The sequence below is a fragment of the Nonomuraea sp. NPDC050540 genome (assembly GCF_044457485.1).
Classification (GTDB): domain Bacteria; phylum Actinomycetota; class Actinomycetes; order Streptosporangiales; family Streptosporangiaceae; genus Nonomuraea.
Genome location: NZ_JBITHA010000007.1, coordinates 327,297 through 343,976, shown reverse-complemented (window position 1 = coordinate 343,976; position 16,680 = coordinate 327,297). Strand labels below are relative to the sequence as shown.

Here is a 16,680-nt window from a genome sequence, read left to right as displayed (position 1 = left end):
TGAGTGCCCGGTGGCGGAGTTATGACATGACCGAAACCGCCACCGTGACTACTTGTCGGGGGATCTCACCCTTGATCGACTCTCTTCGTCAGGAAGAGAGGAAGACCATCATGGTAGGCAGAACCTTAGTCGCGGCGGCCGTCCTCGCGGCGGCCCTGGCCGCGACCCCGTCGGCAAGCGCGGAATCACCCCCACCCGACACTGCCGCCGCGAAGAGCGTCACGCTGGTCACCGGCGACCGGGTGAGCGTCGACCGCGGCCGGATCACCTTCACGGCCGGCCCCGGCCGGACGAACGTCCGCTACATCACCGAGGGCACCAAGGACGACTGGACGCTCATCCCGCTCGACGTCGCGGGCGACGTGGCCAGGGGAGTGCTCGACCGCAACCTCTTCCGGGTCCCGCAGCTGATCAAGGACGGTCTCGGCGAGAAGCAGCTGCCGCTGATCGTGCAGTACCGCCAGGGCGCGGCACCGATGACAGCGCTGTCGGGCGCCCGCCCGCTGGCCTCCATCAACGCCGTCGCCACGGCCGGCGCCACCTGGGCTCACCTCAGCCAGGACCGGTCGGTGCAGAAGGTGTGGCTGGACGCGCCCGTCAAGGCCACCCTCGACCGCAGCGTGCCCCAGGTCGGCGCGCCGGAGGCGTGGAAGGCCGGTTTCACCGGTGAGGGCGTGAAGGTGGCCGTCCTGGACACCGGCGTCGACGACCGCCACCCCGACCTGGCCGGGCGCGTGGACGCGTCGGCCAACTTCAGCGAGAGCGCCGACGCCATGGACCGTGCCGGTCACGGCACCCACGTGGCCTCCACCATCGCCGGTCAGGGCGCGACGGGCACGCCCGCGCGCAAGGGCGTCGCGCCGGGCGTCCGGCTGCTCAACGGCAAGGTGCTCGACGACGGGGGCAGCGGCTACACCTCCGACATCATCGAGGGCATCGACTGGGCCGCCCAGCAGGGCGCGAAGATCATCAATATGAGCCTCGGCGCCCCCGACCAGGCGGGCCTGGACCCGCTGGAGCAGGCGGTCGAGCGTTACTCCGCCGAGCGCGACATCCTCTTCGTCATCGCGGCGGGCAACGAAGGCCCCCGTCCGGGCAGCCTGGGCAGCCCCGGCAGCACCGACGCGGCGCTCACCGTCGGCGCCGTGGACTTCGACGACAAGCTCGCGAGCTTCTCCAGCCGTGGTCCCCGGGCGGGCGACTTCGCGCTCAAGCCCGACCTGACCGCTCCCGGCGTGGCCATCGCCGCGGCCAAGGCGGGCGGCGCCGAGCACGTGCGCATGTCCGGCACCTCGATGGCCACCCCGCACGTCGCGGGCGCCGCGGCCATCCTCGCCCAGCAGCACCCCGGCTGGACCTCGCGCGAGCTCAAGTCCGCCCTGGTCGCCTCGGCCAAGACCGGCGGCAGCGTCTGGGAGTACGGCACCGGCCGTCTCGACGTGGCCGGCGCGGTACGGCAGAGCGTCACGGCCGACGCGGGCACGGTCGCCTTCGGTCACCTGCGCTGGCCGTACGAGGACAAGGCCATCGAGCGCACCCTCACCTACCGCAACGCCGGCACCGCGCCCGTCACCCTGAACCTCGCGCTGGAGGCCACCGACCTTGAGGGCAAGGCCGCGCCGCAGGGCGTGTTCACGCTGAGCGCCGCGCAGGTCACCGTCCCGGCCGGCGGCACCGCCCCGGTCACCGTGACCGCCGCGCCCAAGGCCGCCTCCACCACCGCGTACGGCGGGCGGATCACCGCCTCCTCCGAGGGCGTGACCCTGTCGACTCTGGTCAGCTTCGGCAAGGAACCGGAGAGCTACGACCTGCACGTCAAGCTCATCGACCAGCTCGGCACCGTCCCCGACGACTCCGAGGACTTCATGCCGATGACCTTGATGCCCGAGAACGGCGGGCCGCTCATCCAGATGGGCATCAACCACGGCGACAGCGAGGGCCCGATCCGCGTGCCGGCCGGCCGCTACCTGGCCTACACCGTCATGCGGACCCAGTTCGACGACGGGCACGCGGAACTCAGCGTCGTGCCGATCACCGGCCTGGACGTGAAGGCCGACCGCGAGGTCGTCTTCGACGCCAGGACCGCCAAGATGATGGAGGTCAAGACCGACCGGCCCGACGCCAGGACGGCGGGCGAGGAGTTCGTCTTCTTCCAGAAGCGGCAGGACGGCCAGGAGTGGGCGGCGAGCTTCTCCATCGACCGCTTCTCCCTGCCGCGCAACGTCCCGCCCGACCCGCTGCGCTTCCGCGTCGCGCCCACCACGAACAAGACGTCCGGGTTCCGCTTCGAGAAGTTCACCCAGCTCGCCGCCCTGCGCTCGGACGGCACGTTCACCGGCAGCCCGTACGTGTACAACCTCGTGCTGCGCAAGGACGGCCTCGTTCCCGGGGAGCTGCGCACGCGTGACCGCGAGCTCGGCAAGGTACGCGCCGACCTCGCCACCCTGCGGGCCGGTGCCACCGGCGCGCCGGGCGCGGGCCCCACGGCGGGCGGACCTCTCGGCGAAGGCTTCACGGGCTGGAGCCAGGTGGTCACCGCGCTGCCCGTGACCCAAGCCTGGTACTTCACTCCCGGCCTCCCCTGGGAGCGCGCCTTCGAGACGATGCCGAACGGACGGCTTCACCAGACGATCGAGCACGCCGACGCGCGTACCTTCCGCGCCGGACGCGAGGAGCACGAGCGCTGGAACTCGGGGGTCGTGGGTACGGCCCTGCGTGAGCGGACCCTGATCACCAGGACCGACACCGAGTTCGAGGTGGGCAACCTGCCCCTGTGGCACGCGGCCGGGCGCGACCGCGTCACCGGCGGCAGCGACTACGGCGACGGCACCACCACGCTGCTGCGCGACGGCAAGGTCGTCGCGACGGCCGCCCAGTTGCCCAACTACACCGTGAGCCTGCCCGTCACGCCCGGCTCGGGGCGCTTCCAGCTCCGCGTCGAGGGCACGGCCGACCCCAGGGCGACCGAGCTGTCGTCCAAGCTCACGACCGAGTGGTCGTTCACCTCGGCGGGCGCGGGCCCGGTGCCGGTGTTCGTCCTGCGGGCCGAGCCCAAGCTCGACCTGAACAACGCCACCCGCCCCGGCCTGATGACCCTGCCGCTACGGCTGCAGCGCATGGAGGGCGCGACCAAGCCGATCACCAAGGTCACCGCGGAGGTCTCCACCAATGGGACGTCCTGGCACCGGGTCGCGGTCGTGCCGACGGGCCGTGACAGCTGGCACGCGCTGCTGCTGAACCTGCCGCGTTCGGGCGACACGGTCTCCCTGCGGCTTTCGGCACGCGACAGCGCGGGCGCCACGGTCACCCAGACCGTCGAGCGCGCGTTCCGGGTGCGCTGAGCCCCGGGCTGATCCGGTGGAACCGCAGCTCCACCGGATCAGCCAATACTCTCTATATGTAATTCGTTACAGAAGGGGAGAGCTCATGTTCGTTGCCCTGGTGGGCGTCGCCGCCTGGAATCAGGTCAACTCGGCCACGCAGACCAGCTCCACCGAGGCCGGCAACCTGGTCGACGTCTCCTGGTACTCCCGCAGCCTGCCCGAGCCGCAGCGCGAGAAGCTGCGGAGCCTGGCCGGCGAGTACACCACCACGGTGATCCGCCAGGAATGGCCGCTCATGGCCGAGCAGCGGACGCTGTCACCGGCGGCCTGGCGCTCGGTCGAGCAGATGCGCGCCTTCTTCCAGACCATCGAGCCGGGCACCGCCGCCGCCTCCACCCGTTACGGGCAGGCCATGAGCCGCATGCAGGCCGTCCTCGACGCCCGCGGGACCAGGGCACAGGTGGCCGACACCGGCGTGCCGCCCCTGCTGTGGATCGCCCTGGCCGGCCGCGGGCTCACCGCCGTGGTGCCGGCGGTCGTCTGCGGCGGCCCCGTCCGCAAGGTGCACATCACTATGGCGGCCGTGGTCGGAGGGCTCGTGGGCATGGTGCTGTTCCTGGTCTACCAGCTCGACTTCCCGTTCAGCGGCGGCGTGACGATCTCGCCGGCCGCCTTCGAACAAGCCCTCGACCGCTTCGCCAGTATCCGCTCCCTCGGCGCCCGTTAACTGGTCAGCTCCCGGTCGCCGCCTCCAGCACGAAGACGGGGATCAACCGGTCGGTCTTCTCCTGGTATTCGGCGTACGGCGGAAACGCGGCGACCGCCCGCTCCCACCACTCGGCCCTCTCGTCGCCGGTGATCTCCCTGGCCGTCATGGTCTGGAGGCCGGGCCCGTCCTGGAGTTCCACGTGCGGGTCGGCCTTGAGGTTGAAGTACCAGACCGGGTGGGTCGGGAAGCCGCCCTTCGAGCCCACGGCCGCGTACCGTCCCTCGTGCTCCACGCGCATCAGCGGGATCTTGCGGATCTTGCCGCTCTTCGCGCCACGCATCGTGACGATGATCACGGGCAGTCCCGTGTCCCAGAGCGTCGTCCCCTCGGTGCCGCCCGAGCTCTCGTACAGCTCGACCTGTTCGCGCACCCACTGCCGCGGACTCGGCTCGTACTCGCCCTCACCAGGCATCGCGTCCATCCCATCGTCGCCTACGGATGATGTTGCGGAGTTCGGCACAGCGACCGCGCGTCTGGGCACAGTCAGTCTCACCAGACGATCACAACACATCCCTGCGCGTATGGGGAGGCCGTCAGCCGTGAACATCGTGCCGAGGGCGTGGGCTCTCGCGCTCAGGCGCCGTGTCCGTGGCCAGGGTCTTTGTCACCCTGGACCCTGAACTAGGCTGGCAGCGCGAGGGGAGTACTTCGTAAGAGCCGCCCCGGTCAGTACGGACGTGATGGGACGTCCCCGGACGGCCGCCCGCGTCCACGCGGGTGAAGGAGACCTCGAACGGCCGCGTACGTTCGAGGAGGCTCTCCGTGCCTGTTGTGGCAACCGCTCTTTCCGCCGACCTGCCGACGATCGGCACACCGTCGTTGTGGGCGATCACCGTGGCCGCGCTGGCCGTACTGCTGAGCGTGGATTTCGTCCTGACGCGGCGCCCGCACGAGGTGCGCATGCGTGAGGCCGTGGGGTGGTCGCTGTTCTACCTCGCGCTGCCGGTGGGCTTCGGCGTGTATCTGTGGCAGGCGTTCGGGTCCGGGATCGCGGTGGAGTTCTTCACGGGGTATGTGGTGGAGAAGTCGCTGTCGGTGGACAACCTGTTCGTCTTCATGCTGCTGCTGTCGGCTTTCGCCGTCCCGGCCGTGTACGCCCAGCGGGTGCTGTTGTACGGCATCATCGGCGCGCTCGTGCTGCGCGCGATCTTCATCGCGCTGGGCGCGGCCGTCCTGCAGAGCGGGACGTGGGCGTTCCTGCTGTTCGGCGCGATCCTCATCGTCACGGCGGGCAAGGTGATGAAGGACGCGCTGGCCGGGCACGAGCAGCAGGTCGACATCTCCCGCATGCGGTCGGTACGGCTGCTGCGCCGCCTCATGCCGGTCACCGACGACTACCGCGGCTCACATCTGGTGGTGCGGGAGGGCGGGCGCCGGGCGCTGACGCCGCTCGCGCTGGCCATGGTGGCCGTCTTCGTCACCGACATCGTCTTCGCCGTCGATTCCGTGCCGGCCGTGTACGGCGTCACGGAGGACCCCTTCCTCGTCTTCGCCACCAACGCCTTCGCCCTGCTCGGCCTGCGGGCGCTCTACTTCGTCCTCCAGGGCGCCCTGGCCAGACTGCGCCACCTCAACCACGGTCTGGCCGTCATCCTGGCGTTCATCGGCGTCAAGCTGGTGCTGCACTGGGCACACGGCATCTGGCCCGTCATCCCCGAGATCCCCACCCTGATGTCACTCGGCGTGATCATCGCGGTCCTGGCCCTCGTGACGATCACCAGCCTGAGCGCCAACCGGCGAACCGGCAGCCCGCAACCCCCGCGGCCCTGACCTCGCGGTCAGGAGTCCGTGCGCGGAACGAGCAGGCCGCGGTGGAACGCCTCGGTGACGGCGGCGGCGCGGTCGTTCACCCCGAGCTTGGTGTAGACGTTGAGCAGGTGGGACTTGACGGTCGCCTCCGTGATGAACAGGCGGGCGGCCGCCTCGCGGTTGGTGTTGCCCGCCGCCACCAGTTCGAGGACCTCCAGCTCGCGGGGGCTGAGCAGCTGCGGCGCGGGCGCCCGCATCCGGTTCATGAGCCGGGCAGCCACGGTCGGGGACAGCACGCTCTCGCCCCTGGCCGCGGCCTGCGCGCCGCGCAGCAGTTCCTCGCGGGGGGAGTCCTTGAGGAGGTAGCCGGTGGCGCCCGCCTCGATCGCCGGCAGCACGTCGGTGTCGGAGTCGTAGGTCGTCAGCACCAGCACGTGCGCGGTGACACCGAGCCGGGCGAGCTCGACGATCGCGCTCAGCCCGTCCATGCCGGGCATGCGCAGGTCCATCAGGATCACGTCGGGCCGCAGCTCCTGGGCGAGCCGTACGGCGGCGGCGCCGTCCGCGGCCGCGCCCAGCACCTCGAATCCGGGCGCGGAGGCGAACATGCTGCTCAGCCCGTCCCTGACGACAGGATGGTCGTCGGCGATCAGCAGCCGGATCACACGCCGCTCCCGGCGGGACAGGGGACGCAGGCCGAGATGCCGGCGCCGGCGCCGGGCTCGGACTCGATCCGCAGGCTGCCGGACAGCCCTTCCACCCGCTGCCGCATGATCGTCAGGCCGAACCCGCCGTCCTCAAGGATCGCCGGGTCGAAGCCCTTGCCGTCGTCGCGCACGTCCAGTGCCACCTCCTGCTCCAGATAGGACAGCGTCACGCCGACCCTGCTGGCGCCCGCGTGCTTGGCCACGTTGGCCAGCGCCTCCTGCGCCGTGCGCAGCAGCGCGAACTCGGCCTCGGGCGCCATCGGCCGCGCCGTCCCGGTCGTCGTGACCTGGACGGGCAGGCCGTGCAGCTTCGACCACCGGCCGGCGACGGCGACGAGCGCGTCGCTCAGGCGCGCGGTCCGCAGCGGCTCGGGCCGCAGCGCGTCGACCGAGCGCCGCGCCTCGGCCAGGCTCTCCCGCGCCAGGTTCTTCACGGCCTCGAACGGCCGCAGCCACGGCGCCGGGACCTCGTGCATCTGCTCGGCCGCCTGGAGCTGCGCGATGATGCCGGTGAGCCCCTGCGCCAGGGTGTCGTGGATCTCGCGGGCCATCCGCTGGCGTTCATCGAGTACGCCCGCCTCCCTGGCCTGGGCGAGCAACTGGGCGTGCAGACCGGCGTTCTCGGCGAGCGACGCCTCCAGCAGCCGGTTCGTCCTGCTCAGCTCTTCGAGCGTCTGCTCGCGCCGCTCCTCTTCCTTCTCGGCGAGCCGCAGGACCCAGGCGCAGCCGCACATCAGGGCGATGTTGAACGCGATGATGGTCACGTGCATCGCCAGGCCGAGCGCGTCCGTCTTGGGGATGCCGGAGGCCTGCGCCGTACCGGCGAGGACGGCCGCGGCGGCGACGCCCAGCAGCCGCCACGGCCAGCGCAGGACGGTGAAGGAGTAGATGTACGCGGCGGGGGTGAAGAGCCCGAAAGCGGGGTGGCGGGCCACCAGGACCGCGGTGATCACGAGCACCCCCGCGACGAACACTCCCATGATTCGCGGCCGGTTCCGCCAGCCGGGACGCAGGGTGAACATGCCGAGCATCCACGCGGCCGCCAGCCCGCACAGGCCGAGGTCGACGAGCAGGGAGCCGCCCGCCCAGTCCTCCACGATCAGCAGAATCGCGACAAGGAGCACCAGCAGCGCGTACGGCACCACGTTGACCAGCAGGAACGGCGGCTCCCGCGAAATCGAGATCTTCCTGCTCACAACTCCCTCTCCCCGCGAGATTCTATTCCCAGCGGAACCAGCGGACCGCGGCGAACGTGCACACCACCGCATAGGCCGCCAGCGTCAGCAGCGGCACGACCGACGGAAAGTCACCCAGGTAGGCGTCCTGGAACGCCCGCATGCCCGCCCCGAGCGGGGTGTAGTGGGCGATGTCGCGCAGCAGCGGCGGCATCTGCGAGATCGGCATCCAGAGCCCGGCGAAGAACATCAACGGGAAGAACAGCACCGTGCCGATCGCCGTCGCCGGAGCACGGCCCGGCGCGAGCGCGGTGATCAGCAGGCCGATCGAGAGCAGCGCGGCCGCCGCGAGCAGCCAGGCGAGCGCGAAACCGACAGGGTGCTTCGGCGGGTCGACGCCGAAGCCGACCCAGGCCGTCGCGAGGAACAGGACCATCGCGATGACCGCGATGGCGAAGTTGGCCACGAGCTGGGCGGCGAGCACGCGGGCCGGCCCGACCGGCGTGGTCCGCATGCGCCGCAGCACGCCGTTCTCCCGGTAGCCGGCGAGCGTCGTCGGCAGGGAGGCCGTGGCCAGGATGGCCAGATTGAACAGGATCAGAACAGGAACGTAGAGGTCGAAGTACGTCAGGCCGCCGCCGGCCGCCACGGGTTCCCGCAGATCGGGGACGCTGCCCAGGATGATCAGCAGGATCAGCGGGAAGCCGATGCCCCAGAGGGGCGCGACCTTGTCCCGGACGCACAAGGTGCTCTCGGCCTTGACGAGCCGCCACGTGGCGGAAGCCGGCTCGGCGGTACGCAGGGTTGACATGGGTGTGAAGTCCTCTCGGTGATCGGTTAGCGGGGGCCGGATTCGAGGCGCCTGCCGGTCAGCTGGACGAAAGCGTCCTCCAGGCTCGCCTGCTCGACGCGGAGCCGTTCGGCCACGATCTGGTTGCGGGCCAGCACGGTGGTGACGGCGTTGAGCGCGTTGTCGGATCCGCTGACGATCACCAGCTCGCCCTGGCGGGTGACGCCGGAGACGTCGGGCAGGCCGGTCAGCAGGCGGTCGTCCATCGGCCTGGACGGGCGGAACCGGATCCGCTGCCCGATGCGCGCCCGCTCGGTCAGACCGGCCGGGGTGTCCACCATGACGACGCGGCCGGCGTCGATCAGCGCGAGCCGGTCGCAGAGCCGTTCCGCCTCTTCCATGAAGTGGGTGACCAGCACGATCGTCACCCCGTGGGCGCGTACGCCCTCGATCAGGTCCCAGGTGTCGCGCCGGGCCTGCGGGTCGAGACCGGTGGTGAGCTCGTCGAGGATCGCCACCCGGGGGCCGCCGATGAGCGCCAGCGCGATGGAGAGCCGTTGTTTCTGGCCGCCGGACAGCTTGCCGTACCTGGTCTTCGCCTTGTCCGCCAGGCCCAGGTCGTCCAGCAGCGCGCGCCAGTCGGCGGGCTGAGGGTAGAAGGAGCTGTAGAGCTCCAGGGCCTCGGCGACATGGAGCCGCTCGGGGAGGTGGCCGGCCTGCAACTGGACGCCGAGCCGCCGGGTCAGCTCGGCGCGGTCCCGGAGGGGGTCGAGCCCGAGCACCCTGATCTCACCGCGATCCGGCGTGCGCAGGCCCTCGACGCACTCCACGGTCGTCGTCTTGCCGGCGCCGTTCGGGCCGAGGATGCCGAAGATCTCGCCCTCCTGGATGGTGAGCGAGACGTCGTCGACGGCGACCTTGTCCGCGTAGCGCTTGTGGAGGTTACGTACCTCGATGACTGGTGGCATGCGCCTCAGCCTGCTATGACCAGCGCTTTTCCGGCATCGGCCAGGGGGCGGGGTTTGCCGGTCCACCGATCGGTGGATCACCGCCCGCCGGACGGCGGAGTCGTCACGCGCCCTTCAGCCGGCGGCGGATGCGTTCGGCGGCGCCGACCAGACGGAGGACCCTCCTGGTTCCCGGATCTTCGTGGAGCGCGAGCGTGCTCACATACCTGGCGATCGTCACGCCGATCTGGCGGGTCACCTCGTCGTCCCGGCCGCGCGTCTCCTCGAGGCCGGTGAGGACCGAGAACCAGAGCACGAGCACCACGATCGTGTGGCCGGCCCGCCACGTCCGGTCGGCGTTCAGGTAGGCCTCGGCCAGGTCCCACTTGGTCTGCAGGGTGAGGGAGTGGTTCTTGCCCAGGACCCGTTCGGCGTCGGTGGCGAGCCGCCGGTAGTGGGCGAAGGTGCGGTGGTCCTCGCCGCGCCGGGCATACAGGCCGGCGAGTTCGAGCCGGGTCTCCAGGGTGTCGAGGGCTCCGGGGCCGATTATCCGCTGCTTGTCCGCGACGAGCCGTTCGAACGCGCCGATCGAGACCTCGAGAGGATCGAGCGGCGTGCGCAGAACGGCCAGGGTCGTCCGCATGGACAGCAGGGCCGGGTGGCCGGATCCCTCGTGCGCGGTGATGGTCCTGTCCAGGAAGGCTATGCCTTCCTGCCTCGACACGGTACGCGCCAGGTGGATGGCGTAGGCGACCGCGAGATCGGCCGAGGTGTCGTCGAGCTCGGCGAGGCCGCCTGCCGCGATGAAGGCGGCGAAGTGCGGAGCCAGCCGGGCCGCCGGCTCCGGCCCGTCGGTCCAGGCGGTCCGCAACGTCCGGCCCGCCCCATGGCGGGCCCCGGGATCCCGGCTGACGGCCTGGACGAGCCGGTGGACCGAGAGCGCGTCGCCGGACCGGGTGACCAGCCCGTAGGCGGCGAGGTGCCCGGCGGCGGCCTGGGAGTCGTCTGGGAGCAGGCTGATGGGGATGTCGTCGGGGCCGAGCCAGGCCAGGGCGCCCAGGACCCGCCCCGGGAGCGGCCCGTGCCGGGCGGCGATCCGGTCCAGGGTGACCCGCCAGGTCCGCGCGACGGTCCGGTCGAGATCTCCGCCCGTGTGCGTCCAGTCCAGCACCGCGCCGTCGCCGGAAAGCCGCCGCAGATACGTCCGCGCGGAGACGTGGTTCTGGGCCATGTAGTGCCCGGCCATCTCGATCGCGAGCGGCAGCCCGCCGAGCGCCGCGCACAGCTCCTCGCCGCCGTCGAGCAGGCCGCGATCCGCCACCCGCCTGTCCAGCATCTTTACGGCATCGCCTGCGGACAGCACGCCCAGCCGGATGGGGGTGGCGATGTCCTCCCAGCCGACGCCCTGGCGGCTGGTCACCAGGAACCGCCCGCCGGGAAGCGAGCCGATCAGCTCCGCGACCTCCGGCGGGCGGGTCACGTTGTCGAGGATCAGCATCCAGCCGGTGTGACTGGCGAGCCACTGCCTGGCCCACTCGACGGGCCGCTCCGGCGAGCCCTCCGGGTGCAGCTGCCTGGCGAGCGCTTCCAGGCCGAAGTCGATCTGGGCCGGATCCTCGGCGTCGATCCACCAGAGGGGGTTGTGCCGGCCGACCTGGGCCAGCGCGTACCGCAGGGCGAGCGTGGACTTCCCGATCCCGCCCAGCCCGGTCAGGACCTGGGCGTTCCCGCCGGAACGCCGTCTCAGGGCCTTGGCCAGTGCCGCGTGCTCCTTCTCCCGCCCGACGAACAGGCGGGCGGCCGCGCGGGTCGAGCGCAGCCGCACGAGGCGGGGCCGGGCCTGCACCGTGGCGGCCGGGACCGGAGGTGGAGCCTGGACGATGTTGTTGACGATGTTGAGGGCGCCGTCGCCGGTGTTGATGATGCCGCCCCTGTTGAGCCAGACCCGTACCTTGTCGGCCATCGGTCACCCCCTCCAGCGCATTGTTCGCCGGGATCAGCCACCGCGCCAGGGGAGCGACGCGGCCACGACGTTCCTGGAACGCGGGCCGGCCATGCCGCGCCCGAACGGGGAAACGATCCGGCGGGCCCGCCACGCCCGCACCGACGACCAAAGGCCCCGGGCCTGGCGCTCACCGACAGCGCTCGGGACGGGGCGCGACTCCATGACGCGGTCCTCCGCGTGGGGGCCCCTCCTGGCTGTGCCGGCGGCGGCCGGGTAGGACCGCTGTCATCGGGCGAGCAGGCGCCGGATGTCCGCCAGGAGTTTCGCGTCGGCGGCCAGATGCGCCTCGGCGTTGTCGAACAGCACGTCGGCCAGCGGCGGCAGCCCCTCCTTGGCCCTCCGCCCCGCGGCGATCTCCGCCCGCCGGCTCTCCAGCGCCAGGGAGGAGGCCTCCACCAGTTCCCGCGCCTCGCCCGGGTCCAGCAACGTGTGCCAGCGCAGCGCCAGCGCGAAGCCGGACGTGGTGGAGTGCGGGGGAGCGGACAGCGCCTTACGCAGCAGGTCGCGCAGCGCGTGCCGGCCCTCTGGCGTAATCCCGTAGATACGGCGCAGCCGGTCGCCGGTGCGCTCCTCCGCATGTGTCTCGGCCAGCCCCTCGCTCTCCAGCTTGGCCAGGGCGTGATAGACCGATCCCGCCTTCACGTCGGTCCACTGCTCCAGCGACCCGGCCGTGACGAGCTGATTGATCTCGTATCCGTGACGCGGCCCCTCATGGAGCACCCCCAGCACGAGCAACCGGGTCGACGACACTCGAACACCTCCACGCGATAGTCAAGGTTGACCATATCAGCCGCCCCATGCTCTGATAATCAAACTTGAATATTCAAAATGGAGTTATGCGCATGTTCTTCCTCTCCCGGCGCATGGACGCGCTCGTCCGCGCGTACACGCGGCTCGGCAGGTTCAGCGGCGCGGTGCTGGTCGCCCGCGGGGGCCGCCGTCTGTTCGCCAGGGGGTACGGCCACGCCGACCACGAACACGCCGTGCCCAACACGCCGCGCACGGCGTTCAGGATCGGCTCCCAGACCAAGACCTTCACCGCGATCGCGATCCTGCGCCTGCGGGAAAAGGGCAGGCTCCGACTCACCGACCCGATCGGCCACCACCTGCCCGGCTACCCGCACGGCGACGCGATCACGCTGCACCACCTGCTGACCAACACCTCGGGCATCCCCGACTACGTCACCACCGACGGCTTCACCCGCGCCATGGGGACGCCGCGCACGAGAGCGGCGCTCATCGCCGGCTTCAAGGACCGGCCTTTGCTGTTCGAGCCCGGCGCGCGGATGAGCTACAGCAACTCGGGCTGGGTCCTGCTCGGCGAGGTGATCGAGCGGTCGTCCGGCCTGACCTACGGTGCGTACCTGCGCAGGCAGGTCTTCGAGCCACTGGCCATGGAGCGCAGCGGCCTGACCGGCGATCCCGCGGCAGGACACGCCCTCGGCTACATGGCGAGCGACGGCCGCCTCACCCGCACCCCGCGCGTGCACTCCTCCAGCCAGGACGCCGCAGGCGCCCTGCACTCGACAGCCAAGGACCTGCTCCGATGGAACCGCGGCCTGCCCCGCCTGCTGCGCCCCGAATCGCTCGCGGAGCTGGTCAAGCCGCACACGGCAGCCGACGGGACCGGCTACGGCTGTGCGGTACGCGGTGACCGGGTCGAAAGCGCGGGCGGTGCCATCGGCTTCGTCAGTGTCTCGGCGCACTACCGTCGTGACGACCTCTTCGTGACGGTGCTGTCCAACATCGAGAACGCCGCCTTCGCCGAGATCGAGGCCGGTCTGGCGGCTGTCGCCCGCGGCGAGCCGTACGAGCTGCCCGGCCGCAGGGTCTTCGTCACCGTCGATCCGGTCGTCCTCGACCGGTACACCGGCCGTTACACGATGCGGTACATGGGCCGTACCTCCACCATGGACGTCACGCGCGACGGCGACCAGCTGATGGTGGAGGTGCAGGGGCTGGTCAGGACAGAACTGCGGCCCATGTCAGAAACGCGCTTCTACGCCAGGATGAAAGGTGAGGTCGAGCTGGACTTCCTGGCGACCGGCGAGGTCGCGCTGAACTGGGCCGGCCAGGACGTCACCGCCCGCCCCGTCACCTGATCGCCCGCCACCGGCTCAGACGAGAGCCGGCCGCGCGCACTGGAGGCATTCCCTCCGGCACCGCAACCAGTACGCAACGGTCGCCACCCCCACGGCCAGTCCCCACAGCGGCCACAACGCCATGGGATTGGACAGGTCGACGGTCACGAACGCGCCCACGAGAATGCGCCAGCCGGCGTTGACCAGCACCATGGTCACGAGCGCGGCCGGCGCCACGGCCGGCCACACCGGGACCGTCCTGCCCCCGAGCACCGGGATCCAGCGCGGGAACACCTCGCCCCATCGATGCGCGAGCCCGAGCGTGAGCGCCGCGCCCACCGCGCCGAACGTGGCCAGCCCGACCCCCGCCCAGACCAGCCCGCTCTCGTGCATCGCGGCCAGCTCGGTGGCCCCGATGCCCACGGCGAGGCCCAGCCCCCACGCCCACCGCGTCACGGCATACAGCAGCGGGATCGCCGCGCCCGTGTAGGCGGCGATCCGGCCCCACCGCAGCAACTGGGCACGCGACCAGCGCGCCGCGCCGCCACAGTGGGCGCACGCGCCACGGCCGCGCCGGACGTGGGCGAGCGTGGTCAGGCCCCACAGCAGCCCGCCGGCCAGGAGGACGAACTGGTGACACAGCGACCACGTGAACACCTCGCCCAGATCGACCGGCGGCCAGCCGAACGGCAGCCCGCCGATGAGCATCGGCAGGTAGCCGAGAACCATGAGCGCCCGCCCGTCCGGGGCGATCACGGCCAGCAGCACCGCGGCCGCCGCGCCGAATCCGGCGAGCGGCCACCGGGCGTGCGTGAACCCCCTGGCCATGGCGAGTCCCACGACCGCGCCCGCCGCGCCGAGTGCGATGGCCGCGGGCGCCGCGTCGGCCGCTTGTAAGAGGACGAGGAAATCGCGGTCGTCGCCCGGATCCAGCGGATCCTCCGCGGCCCTGCCCCAGGGAAAGGTGTTCCAGCCCAGCAGCCAGGTGACGCCCAGCAGGGCGTAACCGGCCGACCATGTCGCGGCCGCGTATCCGGCGGCTTCCGGCCATCTCTTGAACATGTTCAAAGCATGGGCCCGTACGGCTGTGAAGGGCCTGAGGGACCCTGAGAAACGGCTGAGCGCTCACGGGTGGTGGCTGACGAGGTGGCGGGACAGGTGCTGGGCCCAGCCGGTCGTGGGGTGGCGGGGGCCGAGGATGCGGACGGCGAGGGTCACGGCGTGGGCGGCACAGCCGATGGCCTGCTGTGTGTCGCCAGTCGCGTGGTGGGCCAGGGCGAGGTTGCCGAGCCGTACCACCAGCTCGGGGTGGTCGGCGGGCAGGGCGCGCTCGGTGAGGTCCAGCGCCTGGAGTTCCAGGGCGAGCGCCTGCTCGTGATCGCCCACGCCCGCCAGCGCGGCGGCCAGGTTGCCCAGGTGGCGGCCGAGGTCGGGGTGGCCGGGCGGCAGCGTCGCGGTCGCGATGGACAGGGCGCGGCGGGCCATCGGCAACGCGTCGTGGGCACGGTCGAGGTCGATGTAGACGGCGGCCAGGTTGCCGACCCGGGGGGCCAGGTCCCGGTGGCCGGGGCCGAGGGAGGCCTCGGCGATCGCGACGGCGCGCGCGGCGTGCCGCAGGGCGTCGTCCCTGCGCAGGCCGCTGAGCGTGGCCGCGAGGTTGGTCAGGAAGCCGATCAGCGCGGGATGGTCGGGGCCGAACCGGTCCTCGGCGAGCGTCAGCGCGCGTTCGGCCAGCGGGAAGGCCTCCTTGAACCGGGCGTGCAGGTTGAGCAGGCGGCTGGTGTCGCGCAGGAGCCTGCCCAGCGAAATCGAGGGCTTGTGGACCGGCATCAGCGAGGCCACGGCGACGGCGTGCGGGTGCAGCGACAGCCCCTCCGGCCACTCGTCGAGGGCGAAGGCGCGGCGCTCGGGCAGCCGCGTGAGCAGCATGGACAGCGCGTCCCTGGCCGCCGCGTCGAGGAGGTGGGCGTCCCTGGCCTCCGCGCGGACCGCGCTCTGGACCAGCCGGTGGATGGCGACGCCGCCCGCGCTGCGCTTGACCAGGCTGTAGGACGCCAGCAGGGCCAGGTCGCCCAGCGCCGCCTCGTCGAACAGCGTGAGCGGGATGTCGTCGGGGGCGAAGCACGACAACGCGCGCAGGAGCGCCAGAGCGGTGGGGCTGGTCTGCCCGACCTCCCGCATGCTGATCCGCCAGATCTTCGAGATGGTCTGCTCGGGGTCGCCGCGATGGGCCACGGGCGCGTAGAGGTCGAAGGTCTCGTCGAGTTTGGTGAGGTACGCGGTGATGTCGCCGTGGGTTTCCTCGATGTAGGCGCCGGCCTGTTCGATGGCGAGAGGCAGGCAGCCGAGCGCGGCGGCCAGGCGGGCGGCGGGTTCGCGGTCCTTGCCGTCGGCCGCGCTGAGCATGAGCAGGTCGGTGGCCGACTCCAGGGACAGCACGTCCAGGGCGATGAGCTCGCGTACCCGCCAGGCCCGCGCGCCCAGGTCGCGCCGCGTGGTGACGATGATGTGGCCGCGCATCTGGGCCAGGAGGTCGCGTACCTGGGCGGGGTTGTGCACGTTGTCCAGGACCAGCAGCCAGCCGTCGTGCTCCAGCAGCCAGGTCTTGGCCCAGACGGCGGCCTGGCGGGTGGGCACCTCCACCGGGTGCTCGGGCACGAGGAAGCGGGTGAGCTGGGCCAGGCCGGCCTCGATCTGCTCGGGCGACTCGGCGGTGATCCACCAGATGACGCGGTAGTGCTCGCGGTTGGCCGTGGCGTGTTGCAGGGCCAGCTCGCTCTTGCCGACGCCGCCCAGTCCGTAGACGACCTGGGAGACGACGACGGAGGCCGCGCCGTTCAGCGCGGTGCCGAGGGCGGCGAGCGCGTCGGCGCGGCCGACGAAGTCGAGGGCCGGCGGCTTGGTGAGGTTGCTCAGCCCGCGCGGCGCCGGCACGTCGCCGGGGCGGGGGAGCGGCAGGGCGGAGGCGCCGAGCTGGGCGCCGTCTCCGGTGATGATGATGCCGGAGTTGGCGCCGCCCAGCGCGGCGGACCGCGGGCCGGTGGGCTCGTTCAAGTTCCGCGAGGTTTCGCGGGTACGGCGGCGCCGTCCGCCTCACTGACGTCGATCGCGACCGTCGCGGCGTCCATGGGCGC

Annotated in this window: 13 protein-coding genes; 4 read left to right on the top strand and 9 right to left on the bottom strand. The window is 71.6% G+C overall.

The features are described 5' to 3' along the window. Positions 1-110 precede the first annotated feature (110 nt). Positions 111-3,341 (top strand): S8 family peptidase, encoded by a 3,231-nt coding sequence (locus ACIBI5_RS25895; protein ID WP_397250932.1) that lies wholly within the window; start codon positions 111-113, stop codon positions 3,339-3,341. 85 nt (positions 3,342-3,426) lie between these two features. Continuing rightward, positions 3,427-4,050, top strand: coding sequence for a hypothetical protein (locus tag ACIBI5_RS25890; protein WP_397250930.1), 624 nt, complete (start codon positions 3,427-3,429; stop codon positions 4,048-4,050). 4 nt (positions 4,051-4,054) lie between these two features. Here ACIBI5_RS25890 and ACIBI5_RS25885 read toward each other — a convergent pair whose 3' ends face one another. After that, a complete protein-coding gene (locus ACIBI5_RS25885) occupies positions 4,055-4,504 on the bottom strand; it encodes a nitroreductase family deazaflavin-dependent oxidoreductase (protein ID WP_397251320.1) in 450 nt (149 codons plus the stop codon). Between the two features lie 350 nt (positions 4,505-4,854). On the opposite strand from ACIBI5_RS25885, the gene ACIBI5_RS25880 reads away from it, so the two are divergent. Continuing rightward, complete coding sequence (locus tag ACIBI5_RS25880; RefSeq protein WP_397250928.1) at positions 4,855-5,862, top strand: TerC family protein; 1,008 nt, start codon at positions 4,855-4,857, stop codon at positions 5,860-5,862. An 8-nt stretch (positions 5,863-5,870) separates the two neighbouring features. Here the strand turns inward: ACIBI5_RS25880 and ACIBI5_RS25875 are convergent, their stop codons facing one another. The 6 genes from ACIBI5_RS25875 to ACIBI5_RS25850 all read right to left on the bottom strand — a co-directional run bounded on the left by ACIBI5_RS25875 (position 5,871) and on the right by ACIBI5_RS25850 (position 12,215). Further along, positions 5,871-6,506, bottom strand: a complete 636-nt coding sequence (locus ACIBI5_RS25875) for a response regulator (RefSeq protein ID WP_397250926.1) — start codon at positions 6,504-6,506, stop codon at positions 5,871-5,873. Then, positions 6,503-7,744, bottom strand: coding sequence for a sensor histidine kinase (locus ACIBI5_RS25870; protein WP_397250924.1), 1,242 nt, complete (start codon positions 7,742-7,744; stop codon positions 6,503-6,505). Before ACIBI5_RS25870 ends, ACIBI5_RS25875 begins: the two co-directional genes overlap by 4 nt. 22 nt (positions 7,745-7,766) lie before the next feature. Continuing rightward, the gene (locus ACIBI5_RS25865) at positions 7,767-8,534 is read right to left on the bottom strand and encodes an ABC transporter permease (protein ID WP_397250922.1); all 768 of its coding nucleotides are present in this window, start codon (positions 8,532-8,534) and stop codon (positions 7,767-7,769) included. Positions 8,535-8,560: 26 nt separating this feature from the next. Then, a complete protein-coding gene (locus ACIBI5_RS25860) occupies positions 8,561-9,481 on the bottom strand; it encodes an ABC transporter ATP-binding protein (RefSeq protein WP_397250920.1) in 921 nt (306 codons plus the stop codon). Between the two features lie 103 nt (positions 9,482-9,584). Beyond that, positions 9,585-11,423 (bottom strand): hypothetical protein, encoded by a 1,839-nt coding sequence (locus ACIBI5_RS25855; RefSeq protein ID WP_397250918.1) that lies wholly within the window; start codon positions 11,421-11,423, stop codon positions 9,585-9,587. A gap of 267 nt (positions 11,424-11,690) precedes the next feature. Beyond that, positions 11,691-12,215, bottom strand: coding sequence for a helix-turn-helix transcriptional regulator (locus tag ACIBI5_RS25850; RefSeq protein ID WP_397250916.1), 525 nt, complete (start codon positions 12,213-12,215; stop codon positions 11,691-11,693). Between the two features lie 86 nt (positions 12,216-12,301). On the opposite strand from ACIBI5_RS25850, the gene ACIBI5_RS25845 reads away from it, so the two are divergent. Next, positions 12,302-13,567 (top strand): serine hydrolase, encoded by a 1,266-nt coding sequence (locus ACIBI5_RS25845; protein WP_397250914.1) that lies wholly within the window; start codon positions 12,302-12,304, stop codon positions 13,565-13,567. A 15-nt stretch (positions 13,568-13,582) separates the two neighbouring features. Here ACIBI5_RS25845 and ACIBI5_RS25840 read toward each other — a convergent pair whose 3' ends face one another. Both ACIBI5_RS25840 and ACIBI5_RS25835 read right to left on the bottom strand, forming a co-directional pair. Then, a complete protein-coding gene (locus ACIBI5_RS25840) occupies positions 13,583-14,608 on the bottom strand; it encodes a hypothetical protein (protein ID WP_397250912.1) in 1,026 nt (341 codons plus the stop codon). Positions 14,609-14,671: 63 nt separating this feature from the next. Continuing rightward, positions 14,672-16,600: a tetratricopeptide repeat protein gene (locus tag ACIBI5_RS25835; RefSeq protein WP_397250910.1), complete on the bottom strand. Its 1,929-nt coding sequence runs from the start codon at positions 16,598-16,600 to the stop codon at positions 14,672-14,674. Between the last annotated feature and the right edge of the window lie 80 nt (positions 16,601-16,680).